This is a genomic window from Mesorhizobium sp. WSM4841 (genome assembly GCF_055811515.1).
The window spans coordinates 1-16,932 of the sequence record NZ_JBVVQC010000034.1 but is presented as its reverse complement, the minus strand read 5'-3'; the positions used below and the strand labels follow the sequence as shown (position 1 = coordinate 16,932).

Sequence of the window (16,932 nt, the reverse complement as noted above, 5' to 3'; positions counted from 1 at the left end):
GTGATTCCCCTTCCGTTCGACCCATTTGATCCTCCGGTCCTGTCGCCCCCAAAGATGCTGTGGCGGCCATTTCTCCTGTCTCCTGTTGAAGCAAGCTTCGAACGACGTGGTTTCGCTTCGTCATCGAAGGAACGAACTGCTCAGCTCGAGACGATCGGTAAGGCCTTCATCGAAGGCTACAACAAGGGTCTCCTTACCAGGAGAGCTGCCGAGGTGCGCGTGGCCACAACAGACGTTGACCCTTTCTTTCGCGGGTTCGCTGTTGAAGGAAGCGCGATGGGCGTTGCGGTCCATGACGCATTCTCCCTGAGACGGCCAGTTCTCCCCGAATTGCTGGCCGAGTTTGCTCCCGATTTCACTTATCTGGCCCACGTCGGATGCGGATGGGCTATGGCAAGGCTGCCCTGGCGTCGGGCGCCAGTATTGAGACAACTTGACCCGCTCCTGCGCTGGCTTGCTTTCGACGGGATGGGTTTTCACGACACGTACTTCAAGCCACGTCGCGTCATGTCATTCTGGCGCAGGGCCAGCAGTGGCTATAAGGCGCGCGCGTATGACCAAGGCGTGGGACGTGCGCTCTGGTTCGCCTGTGGCGGCTCGGTTGTAGATGCCGTTCATACAATCCAGCGATTTCCCGCACCTCGACGGGGCGATCTCTGGGCCGGTCTCGGTCTCGCGATGGCCTATGCCGGCTGCGCTGACCGTTGTGATTTCAGGATCGCCCTGACTGCGGCAGAAATGAACAGGCGTCATTTCGCGCAGGGTATCGCATTCGCCTGCGAAGCGCGCGCACGCGCCGGGGAGCCGCCGCCGGTGGCCGACCTTGCCGCGATGACAGTTTGCAAAATGTCGGCGTCAGATCTTTCCGAACTCGTTCGGGTAGCCCGAAGGGGCCTCTACTCGAACGATCCAGGTGCCCCTGACTACGAGGTCTGGAGGGGCCGTCTTTCTTCCTCACTGGCCGTCAATCGACTGGAGGCCGCCGAATGAAAGGCTTTCTGCTCCGTCACGCAGCCAAGGTAGTCACGGGATCGATCGCCCTGGCGCTATATCTTGTTGCGTCTCCCGGCTACCTGACCGAGCAGGCATCCGCGGATCTGGCAGAAGCACTGAACCTGCAAAGGACCGAACTTGAGCCGGCTTATGCGGGCCGACCTTTCCGGATCATCCGTCAGGTAAATCCCTCTCTCAAACGTATCGATGCCTGGGTCTCGTCAGTAGGCGCTGGCATAGCCCTGGCAGATATACAGGGGACAGGCTTGCCGCAGGACATCTGTCTTGTCGATCCTCGTAACGACAGCGTCACCGTCATGCCGGCGCCGGATACCTCCGGAAACAAGCTCTTTCCACGCTTCACTGCATTTGCACTTGAGCCGCCAGATAGAAGCGTTGACAGCGGGCTTGTGGCGCCAATGGCCTGTCTCCCGGCGGATGCCAACGAGGACGGTCAGATGGACTTGGTCGTCTGCTACTGGGGCAGAACGCCGCTGATCTTCCTTCGAAACGAACGTCCGGATTTCGACGCCGCAGGGTTCACGCCCGTCGAGGTTACGGATGCCCCGGAGATATGGAACACCAATGCTGCCATCCTCGCCGACGTTGATGGCGATGGTCATCCAGACCTGCTTTTCGGGAATTACTATCGCGACGGCGATCGCGTGCTCGATCCTAGGTCGGACAAGCCGGTTGCAATGCAGCACTCCATGTCGCGCGCGGAAAACGGCGGCAGAAATCGACTGTTTCTCTGGCAGGATGCGACCAGGACGTCCGTTGCCTACCGCGACGCAAGCGCCGCCTTCACCGACGAGATGGCAAACGGGTGGACGTTGGCACTCGCCGCGCGCGATCTGGATGACGCGTCGCTTTCAGGCGAAATGCAGAAATTTCGCGGCCTGCCGGAAATCTACGTGGCCAACGATTTCGGCAGCGACAGGCTTCTTCTGAACCGGTCGACTCCTGGAAATCCGCATTTCGAGCTGGTCAAAGGAACCAGAACGATTGGCGTTCCGCGCTCCAAAGTGCTCGGTCAGGATTCGTTCAAAGGAATGGGCGCTGATTTTGGAGATCTGGTCGGCAACGGCCGACCGGCGCTTGCCGTAAGCAACATATCGTCCCCATACGCGCTTCTCGAGAGCAATTTCCTGTTTGTCAACAATGGCGACGACACCGCATGGTTCAGAGGTGTCGCGCCTTACGTCGACCGGAGCACGGAATACGGGACCTGGACCAGTGGCTGGGGCTGGGACATCAAGTTTGCGGACCTGCTGAATTCGGGACGGCCGGCCATCCTTCAGGCTATTGGCTTCATCAAGGGGACAACCAACCGATGGCCCGAGCTTCAGGAGCTTGCCATGGGCAACGACGAGCTTCTGCAATTTCCCGCCGCATGGCCTCGTTTTTCCGACGGGGATGAACTGTCCGGACGAGATCACGATCGCCTCTTCCTGCCGACGAGCGACGGGAAGTATTCGGACGTATGGAAGTCTCTCGGGCTGGACTCTGGAACCGTATCGCGCGGAATCGCGACGGGTGACGTCTACGGCGACGGTCGGCTCTCTGTCGCTATTGCGCGGCAATGGAGTCCGTCTGTCTTCCTGAGAAATCTTTCGAAGGACGTCGGCCAATCGATCGTTGTTGATCTGCGGGTGCCGGGAGCGGTAGGGGGCACAAGACCCGCGATCGGCGCAGAAGCGCGCGTCATTCTTCCAGGTGGCCGTATTGTCACCTCGGTCGTGGACGGTGGATCCGGTCATGCCGGAAAGCGTGCACCCGAAATCCACCTCGGTCTTGGCAAGGTGGCCTCCGACGCCCAGTTCGATGTGCAATTCAAATGGCGCGACGCCGCTGGCCAGCAAACAATGACGATGAGGCTGACGCCCGGGCGGCATCGTCTGATCCTGAGAGATGCGCTGGCAGCTGCTTCACAGGTTAACGCCCGGAACAGGGGTGGTTGATGTCAATCAATACAACGGCACCGACTGGTCGCCGCGTTGACCGCTTTGAAGCTGTTGCGGAACGCTGGTATTCAGAGAAGCGTCTGGGCGGTCTGTCCCGCTTCGCGTTTGCCATCACTGTCCTGAACGTTGTCGGCCACGCTTTTCTTGGGTTTGAGCAGTCGTGGATCACGCCCTTTCTCTCTGTGGGGACAGCCTATTCGGTAGATCTGATCGGCGAGACTCTGGAAGCGCGCGCTGCTGGCCGCAAACCGCGCTACGCAGGCGAGTTCCTAAATCTGGTCAGGTTTCTGTTGCCAGCCCACATCAGCGGACTTGCGGTTGGCATGCTGCTGTATGCTGCGGACAATCTGGCTGCCGTTGCTTTCGCCGCCAGCGTTGCGATGGCTTCAAAATATGTATTTCGGGTCGCTCTCGGGCAGGCCAGAGACGGCAACCCTGTCCTGAGGCATTTCCTCAACCCTTCGAATTTCGGCATCACGGTAACGCTGCTGCTGTTTCCCACGGTGGGAATTGCGCCCCCCTACCAGTTCTCCGAGAGTACGTGGGGTTTCGTGGACTGGCTCCTGCCGCTGGTTATCGTTGGAACCGGAAGTTACCTTAACAGGAAAGCGACGGGTAGGATCCCGCTGATCCTCGCCTGGGTTGGGGCCTTCGCTGCGCAGGCGATCATTCGTGCCGCCATAAACGGAACACCCATCACATCCGGTCTCGTGCCGATGACCGGCTTTGCCTTCATATTGTTCACCTTTTACATGATCACGGATCCGGCGACGACGCCTGCCAGAACGCGCGGCCAGGTTGCCTTCGCTGCGGCGGTCGCAGTTGCCTACGCTCTCCTCATGGAAGTCCACATGGTTTTTGGGCTGTTCTATGCGCTCACCGCAGTGACAGCAGGACGCGGAGCACTGCTCGCAGTTGCCAATGCTGCGCGCAAGGCTCGGTCGCCTGATCAAACCCGAGGGTCAGCTGCCCTCTCTCCAGGTGAGTGATGAAACCGCAGACCAGGATCGCCATCGTCTCGCTGTCATGCCGGTTTCCCGATGCAGCAAGCCCGACCGAGTTGTGGCGAAATGCCATGGAGGGGCGCAGATCGTTTCGAGCCATCCCGAAACAGCGACTGGACCTCGAGCAATACGCTGACCACCTTCTCGGCGAAGCCGATTCAATTGTTCCGGTGAAAGCAGGGCTTCTCACAGGGTGGGAATTTGACCGCGCCCGTTTTCGCGTTCCACTGGCAACCTTTGAAGCGACTGACTTGGCCCATTGGCTCGCGCTTGAACTTGCGGCCGATGCGATCAGCAAAGCGGGCCTCGACAGACTGGACCGCAGTAGGACCGCAGTGATCGTTGCGAACACGCTGACGGGCGAATTCAGCCGGGCCGCCATGCTCAGGCATCGGCTGCCCTTCCTTGACACCATGCTGGCAAATGCCGTCGAGACCGAGGGCCTCCAGTCGACTGTCGGAGCGAGGCTTCGGCAGGCATTTGGGGAGGAGATCTGTCGAAGATTCCCGGCGCCGAACGAGGATAGCCTGGCCGGTGGATTGGCGAACACCATAGCGGGCAGAATTGCCAACCATTTTGATTTGCGAGGCGGCGCATACACTGTTGACGGAGCATGTGCATCTTCGCTGGTTGCTGTGGCTGACGCAGCCAATCTGCTGGCATCTCGTCAGGTCGATGCAGTCGTCGTTGGCGGGGTTGATCTCAGCATTGACCCATTCGAGCTGGTTGGATTTTCACGCAACGGTGCGCTTGCTCGGGGCGATATGCGGGTCTTCGATGTCAATTCAGGAGGTTTCTGGCCGGGAGAGGGAGGAGCGTTCGCTGTAGTCGTACGGGATGGTGACGCACGCCGTGGCGATTTCGACCGGCTGGCCGTGCTTCGCGGCTGGGGAATCTCCACGGATGGAGCAGGGGGGTTGACCCGGCCATCCAGTGCAGGGCAGCTGGTTGCATACAAGAGAGCTTACGAAGGCGCAGACGCAGATCCGGCAGATCTGGCCTTCGTGGAAGCCCACGGTACCGGGACAGCTGTAGGCGATCCGACCGAAATACGAGCCCTGGCCTCGTTGCGGGGCCGGACATCGAACCCGCTCCTCATCGGATCAATCAAGGCAAACATAGGTCACACGAAAGCTGCCGCAGGATTTGCAGGCCTGGTGAAGGCGATCGAGGCTCTGCGCCAAGGGGTGCTTCCGCCTCATGCCGGGTGCAGTGATCCACATCCTGCCTTTGCGGAGACGGAATACAGCGTTCAGCCTTCTCTCGTTCCGGCACGGGTTGATGGGAGACTCGCCGGCGTATCGAGTTTCGGGTTCGGCGGAATAAATGCGCATGTCGTCATTGAGCAGGTCGGTAAGCCGAGGAGTACATCGGTATCCCTCCGCGCTCCTGCCGCTTTCGACGCGGAACTGTTCCTTTTTTCGGGCTCTCGGCTAGACGAAGTTGTGCGCGATCTCGATGTCCTTTTGGCAAGGGCGTCGTCCCTTTCCATATCTGAGCTTTCGGATGCCTCGGCTGCAACTGCAGCCAAAGCAGGGGAAGGTAATATTCGGGTCGCAATTGTGGCTTCTGAGGCCAAGCAACTTGCGGAACGGCTGCTGCAGGCAAAATCATTGGTCGACAACGGACGGTCATCGTTTATGCGTGAAGCTGGCGTTCTAGTGGGCAAAGACCATTCAGCCCCCCGGATTGGCTTTGCTTTCCCGGGGCAAGGAGCACCTTCACGCCCTGACGGCGGACTTTGGGCGCGGTGTTTCTCTGACGCCGATGCCTTCCGATCGCAAATTGCTCCGCGTTGGCAAGTGGATTCCGTCGCAACAGAGGTCGCGCAGCCCACAATAGTGGCTGCTAGCATGGCTGGACTTGCGCTTTTGGAGAGGCTTGGTGTGGTCGCCGAGATCGGCATCGGTCACAGCCTCGGCGAGATATCCGCGCTTGCTTGGGGCGGTGTGATGGCGAGGCATGCTGCCGTCGAGCTTGCGGCGAAGCGCGGCGCGATCATGGCTCATCATTCCACAGCAGGCGGGGGCATGCTGCGCGTAGCACTGCCCTCAGCCGAGGCCGAGGGGATTGCAGCAACCGTCCTGAACGCCGTTGTGGCGTGTGAGAACGGTCGAAATGAGACGGTGATTGCCGGTCCTCGCGCATCCATAGAGCGCCTGAAACTGATCTGTGAGCGCAGCCATATCGATCACACGCTTTTGGCGACCTCTCACGCCTTTCATAGCGCAGACATTCTCGGAGCTGTGAATCCGTGGCTTGAAGCACTTGCGGACGTAGAGCTTCGGATTTGCGAGAACTCGGTAGTGTCGACTGTCATTGGTGAACTCGTCGACCATGCGACCAACCTGCGATCGCTCCTGGCAGATCAACTTGTTCGCCCGGTTCGTTTTGAGGCTGCTTTCAAACAGGTCCGACCGCATGTTGATATATTAGTTGAAGTCGGGCCGGGACGAGGACTTGTCAGGCTGGTCGAGAACTACGGCATCCCAGCCTTGGCTATCGACGCTTTTGGCCAGTCCATCAGCCCACTTCTCGTTACGCTCGGAGAGCTTTATGCACGCGGACATCGCATCAACTGTGCTCCGCTATTCGCCGAGCGCGCAGTCAGGCAATTTGATCCGGCGCCTTCAGAGTTCCTGACCAATCCGTGTGGATCGGCAGCGGTGCCAAGCGCACGGACTTCAATCACAAATTCGTTGACTGTCATCAATGTACCGGTGGTTGCAACCACGGACAGCCTATCTGGGGTTCTGTCCGTCATTTCGACTCTAACGGGGCTTCCGCAGGAAACAGTTGGCGCCGACGACCGGTTTCTCGACGCGTTGCATCTGAATTCGCTGTCCGTTTCACGAATAGTGACCGCCGCGGCTGGTGCCCTCGGGGTGCGATCGCCTTCGGCTCCTACCGAGTTCGCCAACGCAACGCCGCGAATGCTGGCCAGCGCTCTCGATGAACTGCGCGAGTTTGGCCCACGTGACAGTGAAGCCGATCGGATCTCGGGTGTCCGTCCTTGGGTAGACACCTATGCAATTCGGTGGGTGGGTGGCTCGTTGTCGTCGGATGTCAATCCGGCAGCGTGGTCAACAATCCGACTGTCGGCGTCCCGCGATGGTCCCGATTTTCCAACCTCAACGGAAGCTTGGCTTCTGCATCTTCCGCATTCGTTCTCCCGTACCTGCGCCGAAATGCTGATCAGCGTGACCGCCGAAGCTTCGCGTCGTAGCGTCAAACACTTGGCCATTGTTCACAAGGGCACGCCAATCTCGGCTTTTGCAAGGTCGCTAGCGCTCGAAGGGGCCTTCCAAACCGTTCGTGTCGTTGATTTCAACGAAAAACTTCACACTGACGAGACGCTGACAAAGGCTCTCAGAGCATCTGCCGGCCGATATACTGAGCTGCGGGTCGATTCCGACGGATCACTGAAAACTCCGGAGTTTGTTCCGCTGAAACCTGCGACAGACCAGGGATCTGGGGCGGTTGGAGTTGGTGATGTTGTATTGGTCGTCGGAGGCGGTCGAGGCATCACCGCCGAGTGCTCGCTGGAGCTCGGGAAAAGAGGCGCTGCGCTGGTCCTTGTGGGCAGAACAGCTCCCGAGAGCAAGGAGGTTTCGGACACTGTCGCACGAGCCCATAGGCTAGGCATCAACTGCACATACGTGTGTGCGGACGCGTGCGACGCGGTGCAGTTGCGATCCAGGCTTGCTCCGGTATTCAAGACCGTGGGCACGCCGACAGTTCTCGTACACGCAGCTGCCGTTAACGAACCGATGCGGATCTCGAGCGTAGACGCGATTACGGCGCGTCGCTGCTTGGCGCCCAAGATCGACGCCTTTGACAACGCATTATCTTGCTGCGGGCCTTCGCTCCGTAGGGTTGTGACATTTGGCTCGCTAATAGGCCGGATCGGGCTTGAGGGAGAGGCTCACTACGCCTTGGCTAACGGCGCGCTGACTGATCGCTCCATTGCTTGGGCATCTTCGAGAAAGGGACGATCGGCGCTCGCGCTCGAATGGTCGATCTGGGGGGGCGTCGGAATGGGCGAGCGTCTCGGCACCATAGATCGCCTAACCACTGCTGGTGTTGACCCAATTTCGGTTGATGACGCCCTAACCGCATTTAATCGGCTCGTTGAGTCAGGTGCTTCGGGGGCTGTCGCAGTAACGAGCCGCTTCGGTTTCCCGCACTGCCTAGATTTGGGTGCCACGACCCTGCCATCGCTGCGGTTTGTCGATCGACCTTTGCTGCATTACCCCGGTAAAGAGATCGTGCTTGAAACTGAAATTTTGCCAGGGCGGGATCGCTACCTTGATGATCATATCGTCGGCGGTCACCGGGTTTTCCCGGGCGTCATGGCATTGGAAGCGCTAGGTCAAGCAGCCTTATGCTTGTCGCCGCAAGCGCACCTGTGTTCTATAGAAAGGATCGAGTTCAAACGCGCCATCCATGTGGGCGACTCCGGTGGGGTGACTATACGTCTGGCCGCGGTTATGACCGAGGACAGAATTGAGACGGCGCTCTTCGCACCTGATGACAATTTCCTGGCTGCCGCTGTGCGTGCAACCTTCAGGTTGGGAGCAGGCACCACGATCCTCCCAAAGCCTCAGACAGACAGACTTGTTGGGGCGGAAAGTTTCGATGCCGGTCCGCTATATGGTCGGCTGTTCTTTCATTGCGGGCGATTCCAGCGTGTGGACCGGTTCTTGGCTGTGAACTCGCGATCAGTCACAGCAACGCTCACGGACAATGGGCCGGATGGTTGGTTTGGGTCATACGAATCGGCCCAAACGATCCTTTGGGATCCAGGCTTGGCAGATGCCTGTATGCACGCCTTGCAGGCTGCCGTACCGCACAGAACGGTCTTGCCCGTCTCGATCGATCAAATCGAATTGATGTCTCAGGCTCGTCCGAAAGTCATTCGCGCGCGGGAACGCGAGGCAAAGCCCGGCTTCTACGTCTTCGATATCGAAGCTGAGACCGCGGAGGGTCAGATCGTGCAACGCTGGCACCGGGCGGCATTTCAATCGGTCGGGGAACTGGATGCATCGGATGTGATTGCGTGCGAGGGCCGATTGATCACTCCTTTTTTGGAGCGAGTGGCCAGGGAAACCCTTGGAGACGACAGCATCAAAATCGCTGTTGTGAGAAATCGGTTGGGTTCACGTCAGGATCGCCGGACTACTGTGCTGTCGATGCTGAGAGTCTCAGGCTGCATCGATCGGCGGGCCGATGGTCGGCCGATAAGAACCGACGGCCAAGGCTCGATTTCCATAGCCCACCGCGAGGGCGTAACACTGGCCGTCGCAGCCAAAGCGAGAATTGGATGCGATATTGAAATATCCGATACTGCAGGCCCCGAGTTCGCTGCTGTCGAAGCCTGCAGGAAGATCGACCGCCGGATTTCGCCTAGCCACATGGCGAAACTCCGCTCCGGTGGATCGCTCCGGTTTGATGACATGCACGTGCTAGTCGTGAGCCTGCCTGTTCAAGCAGGCTTCAAAACCGTCGCGTTTAGCTCACTCAAGGAAGGCCTCTGAATGACAGAGTACGCCAATATTCGCGATCCGGCGCTGGACTCTCGCAAGGCGTTTGTGTATCGGCACCTCGTAACTTTTGAGGACACAAATGTCGTCGGCAATGTGTATTTCGCCCGCCACATATCCTGGCAAGGTCGCTGCCGAGAATCGTTTCTAAAGGCTTATGCGGCAGGGATTGTTGCTGAATTGGCGGGGAATTTTCGGTTAGTCACCCTGCAAGTATCTTGCGAATACTACGAAGAACTCCACGCTCTCGACGAGCTCGAGGTTCTGATGAGGCTCGCTTATCTTCGTCAACACAAGATCGGCCTCGACTTTGAGTATCTGGTGCTTGCGGACGACAAGAAGCTTATAGTGGCACGAGGGTTTCAGGAGATTGGTTGCATGGAGGCAACGAGTCGAGGCCTCCAAGCTGTTACGCCACCTGAGGATCTTTCCAGAGCACTCCAGCAGTTCACTCACATTTGATCAGGAGAGCTCTGCGCACAACGCTGTCTGAGTTAAATGGATGGTGCAGCTCCAAAACGGCGCTCGACCATATAGTCCATTGCTATACGTTGGAAGTCGAGGTTCGGGTGCTGCTTTCTTACGATGCCTTCGATGCAAAATAGTGCGTAAATAGGCCAGAAGAATGCTTGAGTCCCGTATACGCCGTGAGACCTTTGAATAGAATACAAACTACTTACGAACGACGGAATGCTAAAATCTTTAGCTGTAAGGCGAGAATAATTCGATACCAATTTAGAAACGTCAAAACGAAATTTGTCCCTGTCGAAAATGTCCGGCAATGATACTGCCGTATTAATTATGATGTTGGCTGCAATGTCCCCTTTTCCAAGCGAGACGCTTAAAAAGAATTCGCGAAAGTTCCGCATCATACCTGGTTCCATGCGCGAAACAAGCCCAAAATCCAAGTATAATATTTGGGATAACTTGTTTAATTGCAAGTTTCCCGGGTGAATATCGCAATGAACAATTCCAAAAAAGAAAATCATTTCGAACACTGACCGGAGGCAATCTTCGATTATTTCATGCTGATTTGTACAAGATGATTCGTCTATTGGTGTTAGATCCGATTCGAATTGCATCGCTAGTACATTGCGAGTTGGACGGTGAACGACCGATGGAAATTTGACTCGATCTGGAAAGAAGTTGCACGACTTGAAGAGCTCAATGTTGCCTGCTTCTTTTTCGAAATCCAACTGGTCATGAAGTTTAGCCGATATGTCTTTTGATATTTCTTTGATGGGAATTGAGCGAATTTGAGGAACCTTCGTCAAAATGCGCGCGGCTGCAGAGAGGAGCCGTAGATCCAATCCTATCAGTCGGTCAATTCCCACCTTTTTTATCTTCAGCGCTATCAGGTTCCCCGTTCGTCGATCGGTTGCTAGATGGACTTGAGCAATAGCGCCGGCGGCGATCGGATCTGGCTGGATATCAAAGATATCGCTTATCCATGCGTCCTCGCCAGCGAGGACCAAGGCAAGGGGTTGATGGTTGCAGCTAGTGCGAAGAGTTGAGAGAAGCGCGATATCGGTCGCTGAAAGGAGGTCGTGGCGCGTAGATAGAATCTGTGCGATCTTGATCCAGCCGCCACCAAGACAGCGGGCAACGTGAAATACTGCCGCTCCAAGAGAATACGTCGGCGGCCTGCTCCCGGCCGCCGCATTTCCCAATCGGCTCGTGCTCAAGCGTAGAGCCGCCCCCGTGAGAACCATGATGGTATGCGAGGCCCTAACAAGAACCTGCAGTCCTAACCGAACGCCAGTCACTCAAGCTCCCGATTGGCCGCTGGCTTGGTCATGCCAAACCGAACTCGGCCCATGCGACCAGCATAGTCAGCCGAAGTAAACTCCGCTTGGTCTTTGGCGCATGCAGCAATCGTAGGGCCTGCGTGCTGCATAGCGACCAAGGGAGAAATTTGGCCGTCTCGCTGCGCCGTGATGATCACCTCCCCTTCATAAAAGAAGGGGGCGGCTCTGAAGGAAGTCACCACGCGATCAGTCGGTGGTTTCATCGACCATCGGCCTCCCGCACTTCCGATGTTCATTGGAAAACCTGGCACTCGCGCAACGCCAGTGTCGACAAAAATCGAATGTCCCTGGCCTAGGGGGCGGAGCTCGAAAAGTGGCCAGAATTCGGCCTTACTTTCGAAGGTCCCGTGAGTGTCATCTTCAAAATGATAGATTGATTCACCGACTGACTCTCGCGTCGGGGAAAGTGTGACGTATAGATCATAGTATCCAGCAAGTGCGCCGTCACCTTTCAATTTAACAGGCGCTGCGCTTACATTTGCGAAAGCCACGATCCGTGTTGGTACCGGCGCGTCGGAAGCCACATCTTCAAGACGCTCCATGATCGTGTCGGTATTACCTATGGGGGGATCTAGGGGAATACCGACCAGCGTAACAAATTCGCTGAAGAGTTCCATTCCGTCGCCCAGCAAACCAGGCGAGAACTCGATATACTGGTCTGATCGGATGGTGTGTAGGTAGTCTTGGCCTCGTGGAAGGCGTCTGCTGGGCGCTGTGCTTTCGGTCTGCTGCGATGGGCTACGCGGTTTCCTTTGACGGGGCATCGGACTCTCCTTCCAGCTGAGTGGCAGAAACTTATCCTGATGTTCCTTCGATGGGCTCGCCGGCGGCTCACGGCTGAATCACGATGTGATTTCATCTAAAGGCATTGGCTTTTGTCAGTGACATGCCTCTGTTCGATCACTGCCGTAGCCGCATCTTAGAGGTCGGGACCGATTGCTCAGGCTTCCAGAACAGCTCTGCGCAGACCGCAGCCACAAAAAAGGCGGAAGCTTATTTTGAGGCAGATGTGGGCGTGACATCGGTTGCCGTGCCCGATGTGCTGCTCTCGAAAGCAGCATGGCTGTTGCCTCACTGGTACGCCGGTGCCGGCCCGGTCTCGGTCGAACTATGCGGGCCGCACTCCTCTGTCAGCGAGGACTCGCATAGTGTCGCCTATATCGTCGAGCCATTCCGGCGGCAGAGACTCGCGGAGCGGTTCGCGGCGAGCCTGGGTCGGACGGACAGGCGAGAAGGGCGGGCGCTCCGGAGGTTTTTGCTGTCCTGCGGCAGAAAGGCAATGTCCAGGCGGGGCGCAAGCGGCGAAAAAAGGTAGACCGTCCCGAAACTTACCCTCCGCTGATCGCCATGATGACGAACACCTTCGTGCCTGGTTCGAGCGGCGTATCAAGTCTGGCGCGCTCACCGTCGATGAAGACGTTGATGTGCTTCCTGATCGCTGGCGTCGAGTCGCAGAGCCGGTCGCGCATGCCCGGCCACCGCCGATCGAACTCGTCCATCATCTCGTCCACTGTTGATGCCGACATGTTCAGCGAACGTGTCGAGCCCGGGAACAAGTCGACCAGCACGCCGGGCAGTCTCACGGTGATTGCAACGGCCTGAGCGGGTCGCGGGTGACGCGTATCGTTCGGCACGGTCCTTACCTCTCGACCACCATTGTTTCGACCGAGGTGATGACGGGCAGATGCTCGGCAATAGGTGCAAAGCTATCGCCCTCGTCGGCGCTGGCAAATACCGTACCGCTCGATGTGCCGAAATAGACGCCGGCCGGCTCCAGCTGGTCCGTCGCCATCGCTTGCCTCAGCACGCCGAAATAGGCGTTTTGCTGCGGCAGGCCTTCGCGCAGGTCCTGCCAGGTCTTGCCCGCGTCGCGCGTGCGCCACACCGCGGCTTTCGAATCGGGCATGTAGCGGCCCGCCGTGTCGCCGTTGAGTGGGATCATAAAGGCAGTGTCGGGATCGCTCGAGTGGGCCGCCACCGGGAAGCCGAAGCTCGACGGCAGGCCCTTCTCTATGCTCTGCCAGCTCTTGCCGCCGTCGTCCGAGCGGTACATGCCGCAATGGTTCTGCTGGTAGAGCCGGTCAGGCCTCCCTGCAGCCATGACGAGATTGTGCACGCACTGGCCGAACTCTGGATAGTTCTCACCCTCTGGTAGGAAATCGGCACGGGTTCCCTTGTTGCGGGGCTCCCAAGTCATGCCGCGGTCCGACGTGTGGAACACGCCGGCCGCCGAGATGCCGATCCACACCTGGTTCTCGTCGTTCGGGTGAAGCACGAGCGAATGAAGGATCAGGCCGGCGCCACCGGGGCTCCACTGTGGGCGTGACGGGTGTTTTTGTAGCCCTTCAACATGCTGCCAGGTCTCACCGCCATCGTCGGATCGGAACAGGCCGGCAGGCTGCACGCCGGCATAAAGGCTGCCGTTCTTCGGCGCGACGCTCCACACCGCCTTGATCGGCTCGGCGCCGCACTCATAGGCGAGCCCCTTGCTCGAATGGGTCCAGCTCTCGCCGAGATCGGTCGATTTCCAGACGGCCGGGCCGAACCATTCATTGCCGCCGCCGCCATAGATCGTGCCAGTCGCCGGGTCGCAGACAACATGGTTCATTGGCCATGTCGCGCAGAACGGACCTTTGAGGCCCCACGATTTGCGCTTGAAATCACTTTCTAGGGTGAAAGCACCTTTGCGGGTGCCGATGAGAACGAGCACATGCTTCGCCACGATCAGGTCCTCTTGCCAGCGACAGGTCTGCCCCGCTCGACCTGTCGTTTTTTCCTCGTTGGCACTCGCTGCCGGAGGAGGAACGTTACGCCCTAAAGCAATAACGTCAACTCGTCGCCATCCCCGGTTCGCCAGACCATTTGAGAACATACGAAGGATACGGTTTGGCGAACCACCCGCTAACTGATTGTTTTGTTGAAAAGGCCACCTCCCTCAGCGACTAACATAATCGTTATCCGTCAATATCTTACGAAGCGGTTCGCCAAGGTCGACAAGGAGCTGGTTCAGCCACTCGCCGAAGGGCATTCATCTTTATGCCGAATGGCAGCTTTGCGCCTCATATCGGCCGTTCGGGTCAGCATGGCGCTCTCCCAAAAGCAGTCATTGGTCGAAGCCGCCAGCGTGGTCGTCATTGGGTGGCTTCAGGTAGTTTTCCGTATCAAGTGCCGGTGTACTCACCAATTTTCAAGGCAAGCAGTCCAAACCCTGCGCTACCTCACCCTATAGCTCTTTTGAGTCGACCAATTGCGGTGTCGTTTATGGAAATCTTTGGCGGTCATCCATCGTCCCAAATACAGATATGTTTCGGAATGCCGCAGTTGATTGCAGAGTGGCTTTGTCAACTTGCCCTGCAAGCTTTTCAGATCGCGGCGCCCATAAACTTGCATGCAAACGCATTGGAAGGTGCGGAATCGGCGTGGGGTCCCAACAACGCGTTCATAGACAACTCTGCCACCGACAGACCATATGATACGGCCTGGCTGCCAGTCGATGGCATACATATGAAAGTCCAATGTGCTGTCGAAGCTGGTCAATGTGGCATGGAGTTCCTCGATACCCGAAGCTCATGTTGGAGCCATCGTCGCCTGGGTTGAAATAGACGTTGACCAACATTCGGCGAGGATCACCGCCTGCTGATCTAAAGCATGCCGCACCTAAGCGAAAGCCTTGAGAACGGCACCTATTCCGGTCATAAGCGCGCTAAACGCCGCGAGTGGTCCTTTTGGTTGTTCGGCTATTCGTCGGAGAATAAGTTCGACGATGAAAACAAATGCGTAGCATAAATTGAATTCGATCACTGGTAATATTGCAACAATTGCAACAAATAAAATTGAAAATAGGGAGTAGATCATCGCAGTGGCAATGGGTGGATTCGTTAACGTCATAATTGCAAGAAAATACATTACAATGGCAAACGGGATCAAGGCCAAAAAGTTAACAGCAAGTCCAGTAAATTTACGATTAGTGTATTGTAATCTTATAATATACGAGACGGCTATGGTTAACGTACAAGATATAATTAGTATATACAAAATAATATCGGATTGGTAAAAGTCAACCGTTTCAAATTTCTTTCGCTCGAGTTCAGCTTGATGTTCGAGGGAGCAGCGCGATCGCGCAATCCTTTTCAGGCAGATGTCTTGCATTCGTTCAAGTTGGCGAATTCGATCCTGATCCCAACTGCGCCGAATCTCAGAAACGATCCAGCCAATCGAGAACATCGGAAGAATTGTTAAAACACTTGCAGAGGGAACAACCCATTTGTGAAACAGTCCTAGGAGAAATCCATCTCTTTTGATATCATCGAGAGCGCTCCATATTCTGACAACAAAATCGCCTACTTGGCGTTTTTGATAGTCAGTCAGTAAAAAACTATCAAGAACTCCAACCGCTGCAGTTGTAATTCCAATCGCGATCAGTATATTTGCCAACATCGTTGGAAGGTTCCGAGAGACCTAGCCAATGATGGCAGCCTTCTCGCCCAAAGCAAAGGCCAGCGCGCTGATTCCTGCTAGCGATGCAAGCCTCTGCGTACGGAGAGTATGGATAGAATCTGAAAGGCTTTGCCCGGGCGTTGGCGGCACTGTCGCGGGCGCAGGCATCGGTGCTGTCGTCCTCCCTGAAGGTTCGACGTGATACGGCTACGTCACATGGCAGCCACTACGGCCTGTCTGTTTCGAGACGGGCGGACTTCCACGCCCTGAGATGCCAGTGTCTGAGGTTTGAAAGCAGACCGTACGCTTAAGGCCAATTTCGGTTGTTCAATGCTACCCGCCGTCATGGCCGCTTCTGGACGATAGCGTCTGTCGATAGCGCTTTGATCAAGCGCCGGCCTATCCTGTGTCAGTCGTCTCCTTATGGCTACCGGCGCCTGCTCTCGATAGCGCCCTGTTTCTAATCTGATGCTCACTATCTTCAGACATCCTTTCCGCATGTTGCTGGATGCGTGCGGCGCCCATGTAGCGCTCGTTCAGCAGGGACATCGCAGAATACCGAACGACCTTGTTCGGGCTCACAAGCAGCCGTTCCGCGGCTATGAGCTCTTCGGCGTCGAGCTGCACACCGCTAACTAGCACCTTGTCGACGACGCGACCTGGCACGTCCCCTGCCTCAACTTCATTGAAGAACTGCAGTCGCTCCCCGAGGGGCTGTTGAAGCCGCTCAACCAGAAGCCTGGCACCGATGTCATAGATATCTGAACGTGTGTCGCACAGGTAATTCTTGATGGTTTCGTACGAAGGTAACCCCAACCTGGCTCCAGCTTTTGCGAGCTTTGCACGCGGGCTCGTAGGAATAACTCCACCGGATAGGGCTCTTCACGTTGATCGCGACCAAGAACCAGGCCAGTTACGAGCGACGCGCGAAACAGCGCCGGCAGGATCTGGAATATGTATCGGCGCTGGGCGGATGAAGGCCGGTCCGCGTCGGCGGGAACAGCAGACCTGGCTGCAGGGCGATGAGCCGGAAGAATCGGACTCCACTTGAAACTCGAGTCGTCAGGGCTGCGGAGGCGGCCCTTGCCGCAAAGGGCTATGTGAGTTGTCAAGCGAAGCGAAGATTTGACCCCATTGGCGAAGTGAAGAACTGACCCCCTTCATTGGTTTGCTGTTTCGTTGG

12 protein-coding genes are annotated in these 16,932 nt (G+C 57.0%); 5 read left to right on the top strand and 7 right to left on the bottom strand.

Going from position 1 to position 16,932, the window contains the following annotated elements; all coding sequences use genetic code 11:
- The 5 genes from AC0L14_RS28695 to AC0L14_RS28675 are packed head-to-tail and all read left to right on the top strand — an operon-like array spanning position 1 to position 9,966.
- Positions 1-990: a DUF1702 family protein gene (locus AC0L14_RS28695; RefSeq protein ID WP_473751518.1), complete on the top strand. Its 990-nt coding sequence runs from the start codon at positions 1-3 to the stop codon at positions 988-990.
- The gene (locus AC0L14_RS28690; protein ID WP_473751517.1) at positions 987-2,954 is read left to right on the top strand and encodes a CRTAC1 family protein; all 1,968 of its coding nucleotides are present in this window, start codon (positions 987-989) and stop codon (positions 2,952-2,954) included. The genes AC0L14_RS28695 and AC0L14_RS28690 overlap by 4 nt, the downstream gene beginning before the upstream one ends.
- The gene (locus AC0L14_RS28685; RefSeq protein WP_473751516.1) at positions 2,954-3,946 is read left to right on the top strand and encodes a hypothetical protein; all 993 of its coding nucleotides are present in this window, start codon (positions 2,954-2,956) and stop codon (positions 3,944-3,946) included. Before AC0L14_RS28690 ends, AC0L14_RS28685 begins: the two co-directional genes overlap by 1 nt.
- Complete coding sequence (locus AC0L14_RS28680; RefSeq protein WP_473751515.1) at positions 3,946-9,498, top strand: SDR family NAD(P)-dependent oxidoreductase; 5,553 nt, start codon at positions 3,946-3,948, stop codon at positions 9,496-9,498. Before AC0L14_RS28685 ends, AC0L14_RS28680 begins: the two co-directional genes overlap by 1 nt.
- The gene (locus AC0L14_RS28675) at positions 9,499-9,966 is read left to right on the top strand and encodes an acyl-CoA thioesterase (RefSeq protein ID WP_473751514.1); all 468 of its coding nucleotides are present in this window, start codon (positions 9,499-9,501) and stop codon (positions 9,964-9,966) included.
- A 32-nt stretch (positions 9,967-9,998) separates the two neighbouring features.
- Here the strand turns inward: AC0L14_RS28675 and AC0L14_RS28670 are convergent, their stop codons facing one another.
- The 7 genes from AC0L14_RS28670 to AC0L14_RS28640 form a co-directional block, all read right to left on the bottom strand.
- The gene (locus AC0L14_RS28670) at positions 9,999-11,270 is read right to left on the bottom strand and encodes an ABC1 kinase family protein (protein ID WP_473751513.1); all 1,272 of its coding nucleotides are present in this window, start codon (positions 11,268-11,270) and stop codon (positions 9,999-10,001) included.
- Positions 11,267-11,929, bottom strand: coding sequence for a hypothetical protein (locus AC0L14_RS28665; RefSeq protein WP_473751512.1), 663 nt, complete (start codon positions 11,927-11,929; stop codon positions 11,267-11,269). The genes AC0L14_RS28670 and AC0L14_RS28665 overlap by 4 nt, the downstream gene beginning before the upstream one ends.
- 711 nt (positions 11,930-12,640) lie before the next feature.
- Positions 12,641-12,946: a MoaD/ThiS family protein gene (locus tag AC0L14_RS28660; RefSeq protein WP_473751511.1), complete on the bottom strand. Its 306-nt coding sequence runs from the start codon at positions 12,944-12,946 to the stop codon at positions 12,641-12,643.
- A 5-nt stretch (positions 12,947-12,951) separates the two neighbouring features.
- Complete coding sequence (locus AC0L14_RS28655; protein WP_473751510.1) at positions 12,952-14,034, bottom strand: WD40/YVTN/BNR-like repeat-containing protein; 1,083 nt, start codon at positions 14,032-14,034, stop codon at positions 12,952-12,954.
- 491 nt (positions 14,035-14,525) lie between these two features.
- A complete protein-coding gene (locus tag AC0L14_RS28650) occupies positions 14,526-14,849 on the bottom strand; it encodes a family 16 glycosylhydrolase (protein ID WP_473751508.1) in 324 nt (107 codons plus the stop codon).
- 120 nt (positions 14,850-14,969) lie between these two features.
- Complete coding sequence (locus AC0L14_RS28645; RefSeq protein ID WP_473751507.1) at positions 14,970-15,749, bottom strand: hypothetical protein; 780 nt, start codon at positions 15,747-15,749, stop codon at positions 14,970-14,972.
- Positions 15,750-16,148: 399 nt separating this feature from the next.
- On the bottom strand, positions 16,149-16,565 hold the full coding sequence (locus tag AC0L14_RS28640) for a hypothetical protein (protein ID WP_473751506.1): 417 nt from the start codon (positions 16,563-16,565) through the stop codon (positions 16,149-16,151).
- Positions 16,566-16,932: the final 367 nt, after the last annotated feature.